Annotated in this window: 15 protein-coding genes, 1 pseudogene and 1 other annotated feature; of the genes and pseudogenes, 9 read left to right on the top strand and 7 right to left on the bottom strand. The window is 37.4% G+C overall.

Annotated elements, in window-relative coordinates; genetic code table 11:
* The first annotated feature begins 71 nt into the window (after window positions 1–71).
* Window positions 72–1,523: a carbon starvation CstA family protein gene (locus G5W_RS0103945; protein WP_010094422.1), complete on the top strand. Its 1,452-nt coding sequence runs from the start codon at window positions 72–74 to the stop codon at window positions 1,521–1,523.
* 78 nt (window positions 1,524–1,601) lie between these two features.
* On the opposite strand, the gene G5W_RS0103950 is transcribed toward G5W_RS0103945, so the two are convergent.
* Entirely contained in the window at window positions 1,602–1,907 is a 306-nt protein-coding gene (locus tag G5W_RS0103950) for a hypothetical protein (protein WP_010094424.1), read from the bottom strand.
* Between the two features lie 172 nt (window positions 1,908–2,079).
* Complete coding sequence (locus tag G5W_RS0103955; RefSeq protein WP_010094426.1) at window positions 2,080–3,426, bottom strand: amidohydrolase family protein; 1,347 nt, start codon at window positions 3,424–3,426, stop codon at window positions 2,080–2,082.
* 118 nt (window positions 3,427–3,544) lie between these two features.
* Here G5W_RS0103955 and G5W_RS0103960 point away from each other — a divergent pair, with 118 nt between their 5' ends.
* Both G5W_RS0103960 and G5W_RS0103965 read left to right on the top strand, forming a co-directional pair.
* On the top strand, window positions 3,545–4,435 hold the full coding sequence (locus tag G5W_RS0103960) for a helix-turn-helix domain-containing protein (RefSeq protein ID WP_010094429.1): 891 nt from the start codon (window positions 3,545–3,547) through the stop codon (window positions 4,433–4,435).
* Window positions 4,436–4,645: 210 nt separating this feature from the next.
* Window positions 4,646–5,377 carry a hypothetical protein gene (locus G5W_RS0103965; protein ID WP_010094430.1) on the top strand — a complete coding sequence of 244 codons (732 nt, stop codon included), beginning with the start codon at window positions 4,646–4,648 and terminating at the stop codon, window positions 5,375–5,377.
* 81 nt (window positions 5,378–5,458) lie between these two features.
* Here G5W_RS0103965 and G5W_RS0103970 read toward each other — a convergent pair whose 3' ends face one another.
* Complete coding sequence (locus G5W_RS0103970) at window positions 5,459–6,859, bottom strand: M28 family peptidase (protein ID WP_010094432.1); 1,401 nt, start codon at window positions 6,857–6,859, stop codon at window positions 5,459–5,461.
* A 190-nt stretch (window positions 6,860–7,049) separates the two neighbouring features.
* Window positions 7,050–7,296 (top strand) — a binding site (T-box leader).
* Window positions 7,297–7,349: 53 nt separating this feature from the next.
* Here G5W_RS0103970 and brnQ point away from each other — a divergent pair.
* The 6 genes and pseudogenes from brnQ to G5W_RS0104000 all read left to right on the top strand — a co-directional run bounded on the left by brnQ (window position 7,350) and on the right by G5W_RS0104000 (window position 13,114).
* Window positions 7,350–8,714: a branched-chain amino acid transport system II carrier protein gene (gene brnQ / locus G5W_RS20355; protein ID WP_010094435.1), complete on the top strand. Its 1,365-nt coding sequence runs from the start codon at window positions 7,350–7,352 to the stop codon at window positions 8,712–8,714.
* Window positions 8,715–8,813: 99 nt separating this feature from the next.
* Complete coding sequence (locus G5W_RS0103980) at window positions 8,814–9,494, top strand: response regulator transcription factor (protein WP_010094437.1); 681 nt, start codon at window positions 8,814–8,816, stop codon at window positions 9,492–9,494.
* Complete coding sequence (locus G5W_RS0103985; protein ID WP_010094438.1) at window positions 9,491–10,870, top strand: sensor histidine kinase; 1,380 nt, start codon at window positions 9,491–9,493, stop codon at window positions 10,868–10,870. Before G5W_RS0103980 ends, G5W_RS0103985 begins: the two co-directional genes overlap by 4 nt.
* A gap of 123 nt (window positions 10,871–10,993) precedes the next feature.
* Window positions 10,994–11,383: a hypothetical protein gene (locus tag G5W_RS0103990; RefSeq protein WP_010094439.1), complete on the top strand. Its 390-nt coding sequence runs from the start codon at window positions 10,994–10,996 to the stop codon at window positions 11,381–11,383.
* Between the two features lie 28 nt (window positions 11,384–11,411).
* A pseudogene (locus G5W_RS21945) lies at window positions 11,412–12,445 on the top strand (ABC transporter permease).
* Entirely contained in the window at window positions 12,446–13,114 is a 669-nt protein-coding gene (locus G5W_RS0104000; RefSeq protein ID WP_010094440.1) for an ABC transporter ATP-binding protein, read from the top strand.
* Window positions 13,115–13,264: 150 nt separating this feature from the next.
* Here the strand turns inward: G5W_RS0104000 and G5W_RS0104005 are convergent, their stop codons facing one another.
* The 4 genes from G5W_RS0104005 to G5W_RS20365 all read right to left on the bottom strand — a co-directional run bounded on the left by G5W_RS0104005 (window position 13,265) and on the right by G5W_RS20365 (window position 16,517).
* Window positions 13,265–13,519, bottom strand: a complete 255-nt coding sequence (locus tag G5W_RS0104005; protein WP_010094441.1) for a hypothetical protein — start codon at window positions 13,517–13,519, stop codon at window positions 13,265–13,267.
* Between the two features lie 271 nt (window positions 13,520–13,790).
* Window positions 13,791–13,943 carry a YrzI family small protein gene (locus G5W_RS23130; RefSeq protein WP_010094442.1) on the bottom strand — a complete coding sequence of 51 codons (153 nt, stop codon included), beginning with the start codon at window positions 13,941–13,943 and terminating at the stop codon, window positions 13,791–13,793.
* Window positions 13,944–14,683: 740 nt separating this feature from the next.
* Window positions 14,684–15,337: a replication-relaxation family protein gene (locus G5W_RS0104020; RefSeq protein ID WP_010094449.1), complete on the bottom strand. Its 654-nt coding sequence runs from the start codon at window positions 15,335–15,337 to the stop codon at window positions 14,684–14,686.
* On the bottom strand, window positions 15,324–16,517 hold the full coding sequence (locus tag G5W_RS20365; protein WP_010094450.1) for an FtsK/SpoIIIE domain-containing protein: 1,194 nt from the start codon (window positions 16,515–16,517) through the stop codon (window positions 15,324–15,326). The genes G5W_RS0104020 and G5W_RS20365 overlap by 14 nt, the downstream gene beginning before the upstream one ends.
* Window positions 16,518–16,523 lie beyond the last annotated feature (6 nt).

Here is a 16,523-nt window from a genome sequence, read left to right on the forward strand (position 1 = left end):
ATTTTTATGTATTTCTTCGTAAAGATAGTTATAAGCGATAACGCTTAAAAAACATAGGGAGAGTGATTAACATGATTACATTTCTAATCGCAGTTGCTGCATTGGTCATTGCTTATTTCACCTATGGGAAATATATCGAAAAAGTATTTGGACCAAATGCAGAAAGACCAACACCAGCTTATTCTAATAAAGACGGTGTTGATTATGTACCGATGAATAAACAGAAAAATGCATTGATACAACTATTGAATATTGCCGGTACTGGTCCTATTTTTGGACCAATCATGGGGGCTTTATATGGACCAGTGGCTTTCCTATGGATTGTACTTGGTTCTATATTCGCTGGAGCTGTGCATGATTACTTAACAGGTATGATTTCCATTCGAAATCGAGGCGCTCATATTCCTGAGCTTGCTGGGAAGTTTTTGGGGAAAATATCTCGACATCTCGTTAACTTCTTTGCGTTACTATTATTGTTACTAGTTGGGACTGTTTTTGTTACGACACCAGCGTCCTTATTACATAACTTAATTGATGGTAAAATTGCTGTAATTGCAATTGTTTTATTCATCTTTATTTACTATCTCTTATCTACTATTCTTCCAATTGACAAGATAATTGGACGGATTTATCCGTTCTTCGGAGCAGTGTTACTAGTAGGTACAATAGGGGTAGGTGGAGCATTATTAATATCAGACTACCCCATTCCTGAATTATCTTTATCAAACTGGCATCCAGCTGACCTACCAATTTTCCCAATCTTATTTCTAACCATTACTTGTGGTGCTTTATCTGGTTTTCATGCAACTCAATCTCCGCTTATTTCCAGAACGACTCAAAATGAAAAACAAGGGCGTTATATCTTTTACGGTATGATGGTTGCTGAAGGTATCATTGCAATGATTTGGGCAGCTGCTGCAATGAGTTTATTTGATGGCCAAGGTCTTCAAGGGTTAATTAATCAAGGTACTGCCTCCCTTGTAGTGAATGAAGTATCCATGACATTACTTGGTGCGGTTGGAGGTACAATTGCTGTGCTTGGTGCAGTAGTATTACCAATAACCTCTGGTGATACAGCATTCCGCGCAGCACGTAATATTATCGCCGACTATATTAGAATGGATCAAATCAAAGTGGTAAAACGTTTAGCGATTGCAATTCCAATGTTTGTGGTTTCTTACTGGTTAACGACTATTGATTTTAATATCCTATGGCGTTATTTTTCATTTGCCAACCAAGGTACCGCAGCACTGGCCCTCTGGATTGGTACGATGTATTTATTTGTGAAAAAGAAGAATTATTTCATCGCACTTGTCCCTGCCATATTTATTACGGATATGGTATTTACTTATATCTTATATGATAGTAATCTTGGTTTTGGTTTATCTTACCAAGCAGCACATATAGGCGGAATCATCATGACTTTATTCATTGTTGCCTTATTTTTCTGGAAGGGGAATAAGAACAGAAGTGAAAAATTGTCTGTTGATATGGAGGTACCTCCAACTCGAAAAGCAGGGTAATAGATCAATGAACTGATGTTCACGAGTATGAATGAAACCAGTAAACCATGGCAAGCATGTTTACTGGTTTTCATTTATTTACGTATTATTTTCCAAATCAGCACGTTTTATCTTAAAAATTCCTATGAGTAAAAGTACAAGTCCTACTAGAAATATTAGTGGCATGACAATTCCTATCGCGATAAGTCCAGCAAGAATACCAGATGGGGCATCTGGGAATATGAGAATAAATAAATAGATACTTAATGGTAACCCTAGCATTTTGGGGAGTAAAATCATTGTCACTAATCCCCATATAATAAACTTTACTTTTTTGCTTCTTTTTATCGTAACTAGGATTGTTATCACAATCACAACTAATAATGGAATAAGATATTCTGTCATACCACTTCCCCCTTATTTATCCTATGAAGATCCGATGATATTTATCTGTTATACGATTTATTTCGCAATTGGTTCCGTTTAATTGGGGGTATGCTGGTATGGATAGATTTATTTTTTCAAAAAAACACTCACAAAAATTTTACTATCCATATTTGTGAGTGTTTTGATTTCATTAATTTCTAACACCATCTACATGAATCGCTTCCCATTCCTTGATAAATGCTTGTATTGATTGGTTAACCTCTTCCTCGCTTGGGACACTTTGCAATATTTCCTCTTGATTGTATAATTTTCCACCTTTCATGATAAGGTCTATTTCCTTTGTGTGCTTAATATTCTCTAATGGATTCTCATTTAGAATTATTAGGTCTGCTATTTTCCCCTCTTGGATTGAGCCAATCTCATCTAGATTAATAGACTTGGCCGCATTGACCGTTGCTGCTTGTAGAGCTTCCAATTCTGTGAAGCCAATTTCCACAAAGATTTCTAGTTCGCGGTGCAATGCCATTCCAGGGTATGTAAACATTAAGGCTGGAGTATCCGTTCCAGCTACAACCGTTCCACCCATATCATAATAGGTCTTTGCGATTGCTTTTGTTAAATTGTTTATCGTAGCAGTTCTTAGTTTTACTGTATCTACATATTCTGTATTACTTTTCCACTCTTTCATAAGAAGATTATTATTTTCTATTGCACGTATTACACTATTATCCGGTGCCCAATAATCCGGATATAGCATGGACTGATCAAAACAAACCATAGTTGGACATAATTTCACATTGTATCCTAGCATTTTCTCACATAGTTTCTTTACTTTATCTTGATCTGGATTATCCCAGTCTATATGACTCCACTCGTCTTGGTCCACTAATGGATTCCAGCCTTTATAAAGTTCCTGTGCAAATCCAGATGCATGCTCTAACCAATTAACCCCTAATTCCGCTGCATCTAATGCAGTTAGTTCCTTAGAATTTACTAAATCACAGGCAACCTCCAAGTTATACTTTTTCGCCTCATCTGCAGCCGCTTCCATCACATCTCTTTTTATCCATCCGTACAGCTTTATAAACTTCGCACCTACTTCTACTTGCCTACGAACCTCTTTTCTTGCTTCTTCTGGATCATCTGTTACGCAATTACCATAGCTGTTTGGCCCCCATTGACCAGGTGTTCCATCAATCATTCTATCTGAAGCATAAATTCTTGGTGTAGGTGCATCATCCGGTTTTTCAATTAAGTTCTTTAGTAAGAGAACATTTCCTGCTGCATTTCGTACTGTCGTTACCCCTGAAGCAACAAAATGGGGCGCATAACTTGCATTAATATGACAATGCATATCAATTAGTCCAGGAATAATATATTTACCTTTTACATCAATAGTCTCCATTTCCTCTGGTAATACTTCATCCTGTGTATAGATTCTTTTAATCTTACTTCCTTCCACTTCGATAGCTCCTACGAAAGATACACCATTGTCTACATCGATAATCGTTCCATTATGAATTAATAAATTCTTCATTTATTTCTCCTCCTCAATGATATAACTGTATTTATTATTCTGATTTTATTGTATATTGATAACAACAATAGATTTGTAAAATTGTCATATAGTGGAATTTTTTCACAGGGGGTTCGAAATGCTTGAGGAATATGGTAAAACACTAAGAATGGTACGAAAACAAAAAGAAATTACCTTAAAGCAACTAGCAGATGGTATTTGTTCTATCTCTTTTCTATCAAAATTTGAACGTGGGGAATCTGACATTACGCTTGGTCTGATGACAAAAATCTTAGAGAAGCTCATGATGAACTTTGATGAGTTCTTATACATACATCATGATTTTCAGCCTGATAAACTGCAACAGTTTTTTAGTGCTGCAAGTACTGCTTACCTAAACAGAGATGTGAAACACCTAAAGCAATTAAAAAATGAGCAATTAAAAAAGTGGAAGCAATATAGCGTGGAAACCTATCATTATAATGCTCTATTAATCGAAGTATATCAAAGTATAGTAGATAAGGACTATATCGAAGTAGGAGTACAAGAAAATGAAATACTTCTCCTTTCTGATTATTTATTTCGGGTGGAGATATGGGGATATTATGAATTAACACTTTATAATGGTACGTTACTATTACTCCAGCCAGAAATGGTTATTTTGTTATCAAGAACCGCTTATGAGAAAAGTGCTCGTTTTAGAGATTATCGTAAAGTAAATAATGCGATCACATCAGTACTATTTAATACGATTATCTATTTACTCGGACCTGTAAATCGATTTCATGAAGAGTTTTTATATCAAAGGGAATTTAGTGAATTTATTTCCTATCTAGAGGAAATTACAATTCCTGAAAGTAACCTGATGGAAAGATTACATCTATTACAGCTTAAGGGTGCCTATGACATTAGAACTGATAATAAAGAAGAAGGTACTGTAAAAGTAAGACAAGCTATCCAACTATTACATGACTTGGATTCTACTAGGTTGGCAATTAATCTCGAGAAATATCTGCTGCAAATTATATAAGAACAAAGTAAGTGCAACATATATTCATCTAATGACGATTCAGCTTGCCTACTTTAGATAAATGACATTGAATAATTGAAGAAAAATACATGGAAGGAGAGAAGGAGTTTGAAAATATGGAAAATCAGTAGGTTTAAGTCGCCAAGAACCATTGCTATAATCCTTCTTGTCATAATAACATTTTCGATATATGGATACTCTCGTTAGCAAATGACTTATCCTACTATTCAAGTAGAGTTAGAATCTAACTTTTTATCCGATACGTACTTTACAGAGCTTACAGACCAGTATGAAAAAATCAGGTCCGAACATAGGAAATGGTATCTACTTGACCAATCCAAAGCAATAGCATCACATGCTATCGTTATGCGTATGATGCAAGACTTGACGAATAATCAAGCACTTCTATATGGACATAAGAATTCTAACTTGTTTTTTGATACCTTTGACAGATATGTAAAAAAACTGCCTTATATCACAGAAGAAATCCACCATTATCGTAATGAATTAAATAATTATGGAGAAGCGCCTGAGGAATTAGAAGAAATGATTGAACTTGCAGCTTGCGGAAAATGGAAAGTATTCAGTGCCAGGTATCACCGATATGAAGTAAACGAGTATGATTCTGCTTATAATGTAAAGTTTATTTCATCTGATGGACGTTTTGAAGTTGTATATAATATGGAATCTGGAAAAATGGTTACAGATCCAGTAAACATGGGTACATATAACTTTGCTCCTGGTAGTATCGTGCCATGGAAGTATTACCAGCACCACAAATATGATAAAGTTCCTTGGAAAAAATGGGGAAATACGGATCAGGTTTCATACAAGGAAATTATTCAAAGAGAGTTGAAACATGGTTCTAACGAGCAAAAAAATAGCTCAGATGAACTTGAGCAAATATTGGAAAGTAAATCGTCTGAATTCCCATCTTGTTAACATGAATGGCACGAAAGGTCATACTCTCGCATGTTTGCTAATACTGAAAAAAAGAACCAGCAACAGGGCTGGTTCTTTAATCTATTGAATGCTTTCCTCAAAGTACATTTGTTTTGGTAACTTTATCTTGTTATGTTTTTGAGGCTGTTTTGGAGTTTGGTTATCGAAACGAGCAAAGTCATAGATTGCTGTACCTACAATTTCTGCAACATCTTGAAGTTTTTCTTTGCTTATTTTATCAATTGTGTCCTCTGGTGTATGGTACCAAGGCTCAAGTGGGCTATGAATAAAGAGTGCTGCTGGAATACCCGCTTCAGCAAATGGAACATGGTCACTGCTTCCACTGCGTCCAAGTCGCGAAGGCTCACCATTTAAGCGTAAGCTAGACGCTTGCGATAATTCTGTAACTAAGTTCGGTTGACCATCTACCGTATTTATCACAAGCTCCCCAGCATCACGGCTCCCAACCATGTCTAGGTTAAAATTAGCAACAATACGATCAAGGTCTCCTTCTGGAAGATTGCTTACATAATGACTTGAACCGATTAACCCTAACTCCTCTGCACCAAATGTAATGAACCGGATTTCCGTATCAGTCGGTAAGTTTTTAAATACACGAGCTAATTCAAGAACCATTGCTGTACCTGAAGCATTATCATTTGCCCCTGGTGCACCAGGTACAGAGTCATGATGAGATGTTAACGTAATAACTTTACCAGTATCTTTCTTTTTATTCGTAGGTTTCTTTGAAGCGATAACGTTATGAGATGTGCGAAGTCCTGCATCCGCTCCTAAAACTCTTAAAGAAGCAGTTACCGTTTCACCATTATGAAGCTTGGTAACCAGCTCACTCCCCTGCGCTTGAGTGATCGAAACAGCTGGTACGTAACGATCGTCGACTGCCCCAAGGGTACCGTTAATTGCACCAGCAGCATTATTGAAAATAATGATACCAATAGCTCCCTTTTCAGCAACATTGATTACTTTTTCAGCAAACGAATTCGTCCCCCGCTGAACTAGTGCAATTTTCCCCGTCAAATCTTCTCCTTCCAACTCAGCTTCTGTTCCTTGCCCTACATATTGTAACGGTGCTTGAACATCTCCACTAGGGGTGTATGTAAACGGAAGAGGGTTCAGACTTTCCCCATTAATAGTTAATTCAATTGTATGTGGAGCTGTATAACCAAAATATTCAAATTCCTGTACTTCCACATCATATCCATAAGACTCAAACTGCCCCTTAACATATTGAACAGCTGCGTATTCCTCTGGTGTGGATGCAACTCTTGGTGTTTGTTGTAAATAGTCAATCGTGTTATAAATATTATCTGCATCAATCTTGTTAATTACTTTTTTGTCTAGCGGATTATCCATACTTTGCGGTTGACCTTTTGTTGGATGAGCAAAGACCGGTACACTTAAACTTCCAATCACTAAAGTAATGGCAAGTGCAATAGATAAAAATTTACTTTTCTTACCCATAATAAATCCTCCCCTAGTAAATTTAGTAGTTGAACTACTACTAAAACTTTATAATAGTCGAGATATGATAACGAGAGGATTTTTCCCTAAAATTGATAGGCACTTCTATTCATTTATTTTAGTGGCGTCCCTACACTTTGTAGGAAAGATGTTGACAGGTTTTATTTTTTCTGATAAATTACCTTTAATACAAAAATCGATGACGAGAGCAGTAAGTTAGGAAATCTGATCCAAAGAGAGCCGACGTTTGGTGAAAGTCGGTGTTCAGCCCCTATCCGAAAATCATCTCTGAGATGCAAAGCTGAAAATCTAGTAAGCTTTGACGGGTTGTCCACCGTTACAATGGAACGCGTATGATAGTACGTTGACTGAGCGCCGTTGTTTTTTTATTTTCTGCGGAATTAGGGTGGTAACGCGAGTATAAACTCGTCCCTTCTTTGTAAGGGGCGGGTTTTTTTGTATTCAAAAACAATGAAAAGAGGAGAAACACATGCGTAAATTTGATTCACTTTTTATCGGTCTACTGTTATTTTCCATGTTCTTTGGAGCTGGAAATCTGATTTTCCCGCCATTCTTAGGTGCTCAATCTGGAACTACATTTTGGTTAGCAATAGCGGGGTTTATTTTTACCGCGGTTGGATTGCCGCTGGTTGTTCTATTTGCCATTGCCCGTGTTAAGGGGGGCATTCAAGCAATTGGAAACCGAGTTCACCCGGTATTCAGCACTGCTTTTATGGTCATCGTTTATTTATCTATTGGTCCTTTTTTAGCAATTCCCCGGAATGCGAATGTTGCCTTTGAAATGGGAGTCATGCCTTTGCCTTTTATCGAAGGAACCAACACAACGGTTATTTTACTGTTATTTTCCGTTGTATTCTTTTTACTCGTGTATCTCATTAGTTTAAATCCTACTAATCTAGAGAGATACCTTGGGCGCTTTATCACACCAATCTTACTCGTTGCAATGGTTATCTTATGTGTCGTTGGCTTTATACAACTGGATGGGAAGTTCCAAACCCCAACTGGTGGATATGAAGCTGGAGCATTTTTCAAAGGATTTATAGAGGGTTATAACACAATGGATGCCTTAGCTGCGCTTGCCTTTGGTATAGTCATTTTAACGGCATTCCGCGAACGTGGGATCTCGGATGAAAAGCAATTAAAAAGCTACATGCTAAAAGCTTCTCTTATTGCAGGAACACTACTCGCTGCTGTCTACGTTTCGCTTGGCATTGTAGGCAGTAAAATGGCTATTCATGGGAGTTTTGCAGATGGTACTCAAATTCTGTCAACCGTTTCTTTCAATCTATTTGGGAGTAGTGGTACGTTACTAATTGGTTTAATATTTACTCTAGCATGTTTTACAACAGTAGTTGGCTTAACATCCGCTTGCGGACAATATTTCTCAAGACTCATTCCGAAAGCAAACTATAAAACAGTGGTCTTCGTTACAACAGTGATTGGTTTTACACTAACTAATATGGGACTTAGCCAAATTTTAAAAGTGTCTGTTCCATTCTTGGTAACGGCTTATCCATTAACGATTGTGTTAATCGTACTAACATTCTTTCATCATCAGTTTAAAGGGGCGAAAGTCGTCTATGTCAGTGCCCTTTCCTTTACAGGAGTATTTGCTGTCATCAGTGGGTTAAATGCCTTTGGATTAGACTTGGGTCCGGTCGATGCTATTCGTTCATCATTACCATTAGCTGATGCAGGGTTGGAATGGTTCTTCCCTGCACTATTAGGGACTATTATTGGTGTAGTAATTGCCAAATTTAGTGGTCAATCGAAAGTTGTTATAACGGAGAAACTAGATAACACGGCTAATGGATCCATTCTGAGTAAAGATTAAGAATGTTAACCAGCAGGGTTGTACGGAATGTTCCTTACAAATTAATCTATGTTAAAATAATGGCAGAATATGTACTGAAGTTTAATAGGAGAATATAACATGACAAACATTCTAATTGTAGATGATGATCATCATATATTAAACCTTGTATCCATCCATCTGTCCAAAGCAGGATATCAGGTACTAGAAGCGAAGGATGGAACTGAGGCGTTAGATATCCTTATTCATAAACCTTGTGACTTGGCTGTGGTGGATGTGATGATGCCCTTTATGGATGGCTTTACCTTAACGAAGGAAATCCGTAAAAGATATGATATCCCAGTTATCCTACTTACAGCTAAAAATCAAATTGAAGATAAAGAGGAAGGCTTCCAATCCGGTACTGATGACTACTTAGTTAAACCTTTTGAGCCGAAGGAATTACTTTTCCGAATTGAAGCTCTACTCAGACGCTATCACAAAAAACTAGACAACTCCATCGTCAAGTTAGGTAATATGACGGTGAATATGCATAATTATGAAGTTCAGATCGGAGAGCGAACTATCCTCTTGCCTTTAAAAGAATTTGAGCTACTCTATTTCTTAACAGCTAATCCGATGCAAGTATTTACACGAAATCAACTGATTGACCATGTATGGGGAATGGATTTTGAAGGAGATGAACGAACCGTGGATGTCCATATTAAACGGCTACGAGAGCGTTTTTCCACATTTTCAGTTGATTTCCACATCAAAACGGTTCGTGGCGTTGGTTATTTATTGGAGGCAAAAGACAGATGAAATCCTTATATGTCAAATTTGTCGTCATCACAATTAGTATCATGATTTTAAGTGGTGTTCTTGCCTTTCTCATATCGAATACCTATTACCAACAGAGATTAAAGCCCGAAAACGATGAGAAAAACACCCGTATCGCATTAAATATCGCATCATTTATAGAGGATCATCCTAACATAAACTTAATGGGGTACTTAGACCATCTTTCTTCCATTGGATATCAAATCTTTCTCACCGATTATTTTGGTAATGAAGCGTTCTTTGGTGCGCCTTATCGAGTTACACATTTACCCGACTCTATCAAAAACGATGTGTTCGATGGCAATATTTATCACGGAATGCTTCATTTTCCTAGAGAAACATTTGTTACAGGATTTTTTGCCAATGAATTAGAGAATACGATTGGGGTGCCTGTTACACATAATGAGACAGACTATGCCCTTTTCCTTAGACCTGACATTAAGCTATTGTTTAATGAAATGCATGTTTTATTTGGCTGGCTATTAGCGCTAACTATATCTTTGAGCATCCTCTTCGTCTTGATAAGCACGAAGTATCTAGTGAAACCAATTTCACAGCTAACAGCAGCAACAAAATCACTAGCAAAGGGTAATTTCCATGTGGATGTCAGCACGTCCCGCCATGATGAATTAGGAGAGCTGTCTCATAGTTTTCAAACGATGGCTAAAAAATTAGAGCAGCTGGATGATATGAGGAAAGAATTTGTCTCTAATATTTCTCATGATATCCAATCACCACTATCAAATATTAAAGGGTACACCAATTTATTGGAAAGCGAATCATTAAGTCAAGAGAAAAAAAATCAATATATTACCATCATCCACGATGAGATTAAGAGACTTTCCACATTGACGAAACAATTATTGTTACTAGCTTCCCTAGACAAGGATGAAGACCGATTATCAAGAGTACCCGTTGATATCGGAAAACAACTCAAAGAACTTATACGAAGTTACACATGGTTATTTCATGAGAGAGACATCATGCTCGATTATACCATTAGCGATACAATAATTGTGGGTGATTCTGCCCTATTAAACACCGTCTGGGATAACTTAATGTCCAATGCTATCAAGTACAATAAGCCGGGGGGGAGTATTGAAATAACGGTGGAAGAAAAAGAGAAATCCGTCATGATTACGTTTCGAGATACTGGAATTGGAATGACGAATAGTGATAAAGAGAGAATCTTTGACCGCTTTTATCGTGTGGATACTGCTCGATCCAGGTCAACAGAAGGAACAGGACTTGGCCTTTCGATAGTTGCCAGTATTATAAAACTTCATAATGGTCAAATCTATGTGGAAAGTAAGAAAGATAGAGGAACTACGTTCACTGTAGAATTACCGAGAACATAATTTTTATAGCCATGCCTCCTACCAGTGAGGCATGGCATTTTTGTAATCTTTTGTTCATCGTTTGTTCATATTCCAAATGTATAGTAGAGGAGAATATTTAATCATTCTAAGGAGGATTTATGAATGAATACAAACAGCTTAACTCTACTACGTCTTGCAGCAATTTATGGTGTCATCGGCGCCATTCTAGGTGCCCATATGGCAGGGGCTGGATCATACGCATTCCGCCCTGTCCATGCCCACATTCTTGTTGTTGGATGGTTAACTCTATTCGGATGGGCAATATTTTATAAAGCATTTCAGGTTAAGGAGTCTTTATTAACGAAAATTCATGTTTCTACTGCCATTTTAGGTTCAATCGGATTGACCATAGGAATGTGGCTATATATGGTCAAACCATTAGACTTATCAGAAGGAGTTACTCTTGCCATTTATATTGGTGGGGGGGTATTACTACTAGTTAGTTTTATCGTATTTTTACTGATAACCATATTTCTTTGTGACGAAAACTAGTTGCATATATTAGATTGGAGAGATTTCTATGAAAATGGCATGGAAGGAAATTGTAAAAAATAAAGTACGATTTCTTATTTTAGGTTCGATTATTTTTCTCGTAAGCTTATTAACTTTTATCATTTCTGGGTTGGCCAACGGGTTATCACAGGATAATGCCTCCTTCATTACAGACCTACCAAATGGTACGTTCTACATGCAAGAGGAGGCGAACGAGTCTTTCCCATTATCAAGAATTGACAACTATACACTAGAACAAATTAAACAAGGTCATCCAGATGCTGTGGCATTTTCCATTCAAATGGGATTTTTACATGACGAATCCGATAAGCAACAGAGTGTAGCCTTTGTGGCAGCTACTGATTCACCTCTATTCGAGCAGGTGAGACACGGTGAAATAATCCTAGACCAGTCACTCGCTCAAGAAGGAATAAGCGTTGGCGACTCATTAACCATTAGTCAACTTAGTGGAACACTCGAGGTTAAAGGGTTTATAAATCAAAAAAATATAGCCATGCACCTGTCGCATATATCAGTTTAGAGGACTATGAAGAGATATATCAGACTACTGCTATGCAACTCGTTTTTGTACCTAATATGGATATGGCTCAGGAGTTTGTAGGACTACAATCTCTTACAAATAATGATTTTCTAAAAACGCTTCCTAGTTATAGCGCGGAACAAACATCGTTAAACATGATTGTTTGGTTCCTCATCGCCATAAGTGGCATGTTATTTGCAATCTTCTTCTACATGATGAACGTACAAAAAATCGATATGTACGGTATCTTAAAGGCGATTGGAGTAAAGACAATTACCCTATTCATCATGATGTGGACACAAATGCTCTTTATTACGGCGATAACTCTTTTAATCTCTATTATATGTAGCCAGTTATTCGTCATCCTTGCACCAGAGGGTATGCCATTTCATTTAAATCTTCTTTCTGTTTCGAAGCTCGCCCTTATTTTTATTATCATTGGGTTGTTTGGCGCTACGCTCTCCGGTTTGCAAATTAAACGGACAGAACCATTACAAGCTATACAGAATGGAGGTAATTAAATGTTAGCATTGAAAGATATAACAAAAACATTTACTAATGGAGAGATAGAGGAAGAAATCTTAAAAGGAATTAGTTTATCACTAAATCCTGGCGAGATAACAGCATTAGTAGGAGCATCCGGTTCAGGCAAAAGTACTCTATTAACTATTGCAGCAGGGCTTCAATCGACCACAAAGGGACTTGTCCAGTTTAATGGTCATAACCTGTCCAACATGAAACCAGAACATCTTCGTAAAATACGTGCTAGCAAGTTCGGTTTTGTATTTCAATTTTCCCACCTTGTTCCATTCCTAACCGTGGAAGAACAACTATTCTTAATGCTTGAAGTTGCAGAATCTAAACTAAAGAAGACACAAAAAAAAGAAAAGGTTCATCAACTACTTCAGCTAATCAATTTGGATCACAGAAAAAATGCATATCCAGCTGTTTTATCGGGCGGGGAAAAGCAACGGGTAGCCATTGCTCGCGCCATTATCCATGAACCTAACGTCCTATTTGCCGATGAACCAACAGCAAGCTTGGATTCTAAAAGATCCAAGGATGTCATGGAACTAATCCGAGAGTTAACTAGAATACGAAATATATCTACCTTAATGGTGACACATGATGAAGAAATGTTGCAGTACACGGATCGTGTCATACGAATGGTAGACGGGAGAATAGTGTGAAATAGAGGTTTTTCAGTCAGAATAAAGTAAAATAAAAATAAAGAAAAAATCACTTATCAATTTTACGTCTTTCGTAAATTGGTTCATTTTGAACCCGCTCCTTATTCGGAATAAGGAACGGGTTATGTTAAGGCAATTGAACTTGAGTAATTAAAACCACCTTATCACTTTAAAAAAGAATTGATAAAGTCCATTAGCATCCCATGAATTCATAAAGTCTTCCGTAGATTGACAGGATAATTGTGCAGAGTCTAATACATAAATAAAGGTGTTTTTGTCTACCTCTATTTCTACCATTTCCTCTTCTTCATTTATTACTCCGCCATTTGGTGCATCATCTTTACGTTCCCAACTAGCATAGTCCACTACATGTAGAAGAAGATTTTCTATCTTTAACCTCTTCAAGTTTATTTCCTATATGCGTAAGACATTTTAGATAGACGTTATGGAATTAATAAAAGATTATTTAAATATCACATTTCCTAGGGTACATTTGTTACTCCAGATCCCTCTTGTTCCGAGTTCCTAATGAGATAGGCCACAGAGACAGATGATTCGGCTTAGAGCCTAGCATCCACCCCCATGGCACAAAGTTAGGTTGTGTCTTTCTCTTCCCATAATACTCCTCGACGTCCTTGGATCAAATAAATCATTTCCAATACCACCTTCCTAATTTTTACATTCCAATTTTAAAATAACGGATATAATGAGGTATATTATTTTTATTTTCTTCATAGTATCTTTTTGCTCTTTGATTATGAAGTACTTCCTCAAATGAAGTTTCACGTTTTTTAATTGTTATCGTGAATAGAAATATATTTAATGTCATACAAATCACCTCCTTAAATTTACCCGGAATATAAAAAAAACCGCAGAGAGACTCCTCCCCACGGTAAAAAAAGACACAAAAATACCGCAGGGCACACTTCTCCCTGCGGTATGGGTATGCTTAATTTTCATTAGAAAAACTCACAATACGTTCGTTTTCCTTTTACATGCGGAAAGACATTCTACTTCCCAAAGCAAAATCTTAAGCGATCCATTCCGTTCTGGTCGAATGCGCAGTGTTATATTTAGTTGAAGTATTAGCTACTAAAGAAATCAATTTAACAATTACGTTCATTTCATCCGACCTCCTTAAGAATTTTTCACTTACCTGGTAAGTATATCCAGTTCTTTACTATTTGTAAATAGTTTTTTGCATATTTTCTAAAAATAGTTACCTTTCCTGTTCCTAAAGACAAAAGAATGGTTACTTTGCTTGTTAATTTAGTTTATTACATTTGCCAATTACTTTAGCTCTAAAAAGAGAAATAGTGGATAAAATCATCAGATTGATGACCTTACCCACTATTTTTAGTACGTAATGTTTAGTAGTTTTTTGTATACAAAGTTGATACCGGTGGTCGGGGTCGAACCGACACTCCCGAAGGAACGGGATTTTGAGTCCCGCTATTAGGTATCTACGTAGTTAATCGAATAACGGCGTACATTCTACGGAAATTGAGCGATACTAGGTAATAGGACCGCTTTCCTTTGTTACCGTATAGTATAGCGAATCGCCACGGATTATACAAGCCTTTTCGATATTACCCTCGGTTGCTCACGCCTTACCTCTCGTTTCTCACCCGCCACACTCCGCATAAAGTCGTGTATTGACGGCACTTGAAATACTCGAAGCACATCCGATTTAATTTCGTATCTTGTATCGCTAATCATAATGATGTACGGAAACACTTTCCGCGCCTTCTGCCACGGTTCCTTTTCGATAGTTCCGGAGTAATATAACGATTCATACCGTTTTATCTTCTTATCCATAACGGCTTGCGAGTAGGTATTTCTTTGGAGTTCGATGTAAAATGGCGTCCCTTTAAATATCGTAAAAATGTCGGGTTCGCATAAACCTTTTTCATATCGAACTTCAACCGTAAACACCTTTGGTTCGGCGTACTTCTTTAACTGTTTATACACGTTAACTAGTTCGAGATAATGCGGAATTTTCGTAGAGTTCCGCTTCATTTTCGAACCATGCGGAAAATATACGTAAGGTCGGAAGTCGGTACCTACCTCGATTTGCCCGTCGCGTGCTAACCGTTTGAGTACGATATTTGCGTTGGTGATCGGGTTCTTTAAATGTCCGAAATGTATGTCTGCGATATCGTTTCGACTCATGACGCGGAACCTCTCCAAGTCCTTAATTATCGCTAAATCACGTTTCATCATCGGTAAGCACTCCCCATATATCCTCTTTTTTAACGGTTTCTTTACGTATTGGAACGACATTACTCGTAGTTTGTTTATATTGCGCTAATAGTTTCCGAGCCTTATCCGCATCCAACCAAGGAGCTTGAATCTGTTGTAAGTCGCTATTTATACGTAATATCATCCGTCCAGCCGTATCTAACTTTTCTGCGCCAGGTGTACCGATAATTTTCGAATTGATTGCGTCAGCCGTCTTGAATCCCATACGAACGGTTAAATTAACCTTTAGCTTACCGTCAAGTAAATTACTATCGGGGCGTTGCATAGATAGTATTAGGAATACGCCTAGTGACCGTCCTATGCTCGAAATCTCCTCCAAAATATCCATGATATCCGTCTCTTTTTTCAGTAGAACTATTTCATCGATACAGACCACTATCTTCGGCGGTTTCTTATCCAATTCGTCAATCGATGTTACCTCTTGTTCGTCGAGCAAATTACCGCGTTTAATCATCTCTCGCTTAACCTTTGCTAATACCGGTCGCAATTCATCCGCCGAATGGTAGACGCCCTCTACATGGTCGATATTCTTAAATACGAAAAATTCACTCCTTTTGAGATCACCTAAAATTAGTCGTACTTGCTTCGGACTTTGACTCTTAATAAGCGTCGTTAAAATACTGCGAACCATGCTAGACTTACCACTGCCCGTTTCACCCGCAATTAATAGGTGAGGATGCGTCACCATGTCGTAAGTAAACAGTTTCCCGGCGAGATTCATTCCGCATACTATCGGAAGTTTTTGCTTTGATACGTCGATATCCTCGAATTTATACTTAAATTCCCTCGGAAGTCCTTTCGGATAAACGTTCAATATACCGCGTTTACTCTCGACTTTTAGGTCGATATAGTCGTTAAAATGCTGCTTAAATACGTAAGACTTCTCAACGAATTTTTCCGGATTGACACCTTTCGGAATAGAAAATACAAACGTCATTTTGTCGTCTGATATCTTCGTTTTAAGGATATTCGGCTTAATCTTTATTTTCTCGTCCTTTCGTTTTAAGAAGAGCTCTCCATTAAGAAACGCTTTCCTTAACTTAGAGTTCTCACTACTCTTTTTAATACCGTCGTAAACATAAGGCGCGGAACCATATACAACCGAACCGATTAACGTTGCCCAAGCTATCTCCATAATCATGCTGTC

This window comes from Ornithinibacillus scapharcae TW25 (assembly GCF_000190475.1).
Classification (GTDB): Bacteria; Bacillota; Bacilli; order Bacillales; family Amphibacillaceae; genus Ornithinibacillus; species Ornithinibacillus scapharcae.

Coding starts and splice junctions, on each gene's coding strand:
- brnQ (WP_010094435.1), top strand. CDS start 7,350: ATGCGTAAATTTGATTCACTTTTTATCGGTCTACTGTTATTTTCCATG.
- G5W_RS0104020 (WP_010094449.1), bottom strand. CDS start 15,337: ATGATGAAACGTGATTTAGCGATAATTAAGGACTTGGAGAGGTTCCGC.
- G5W_RS23130 (WP_010094442.1), bottom strand. CDS start 13,943: ATGACATTAAATATATTTCTATTCACGATAACAATTAAAAAACGTGAA.
- G5W_RS20365 (WP_010094450.1), bottom strand. CDS start 16,517: ATGATTATGGAGATAGCTTGGGCAACGTTAATCGGTTCGGTTGTATAT.
- G5W_RS0103960 (WP_010094429.1), top strand. CDS start 3,545: ATGCTTGAGGAATATGGTAAAACACTAAGAATGGTACGAAAACAAAAA.
- G5W_RS0103955 (WP_010094426.1), bottom strand. CDS start 3,426: ATGAAGAATTTATTAATTCATAATGGAACGATTATCGATGTAGACAAT.
- G5W_RS0103985 (WP_010094438.1), top strand. CDS start 9,491: ATGAAATCCTTATATGTCAAATTTGTCGTCATCACAATTAGTATCATG.
- G5W_RS0103990 (WP_010094439.1), top strand. CDS start 10,994: ATGAATACAAACAGCTTAACTCTACTACGTCTTGCAGCAATTTATGGT.
- G5W_RS0103980 (WP_010094437.1), top strand. CDS start 8,814: ATGACAAACATTCTAATTGTAGATGATGATCATCATATATTAAACCTT.
- G5W_RS0103945 (WP_010094422.1), top strand. CDS start 72: ATGATTACATTTCTAATCGCAGTTGCTGCATTGGTCATTGCTTATTTC.
- G5W_RS0103950 (WP_010094424.1), bottom strand. CDS start 1,907: ATGACAGAATATCTTATTCCATTATTAGTTGTGATTGTGATAACAATC.
- G5W_RS0104000 (WP_010094440.1), top strand. CDS start 12,446: ATGTTAGCATTGAAAGATATAACAAAAACATTTACTAATGGAGAGATA.
- G5W_RS0103970 (WP_010094432.1), bottom strand. CDS start 6,859: ATGGGTAAGAAAAGTAAATTTTTATCTATTGCACTTGCCATTACTTTA.
- G5W_RS0103965 (WP_010094430.1), top strand. CDS start 4,646: ATGACTTATCCTACTATTCAAGTAGAGTTAGAATCTAACTTTTTATCC.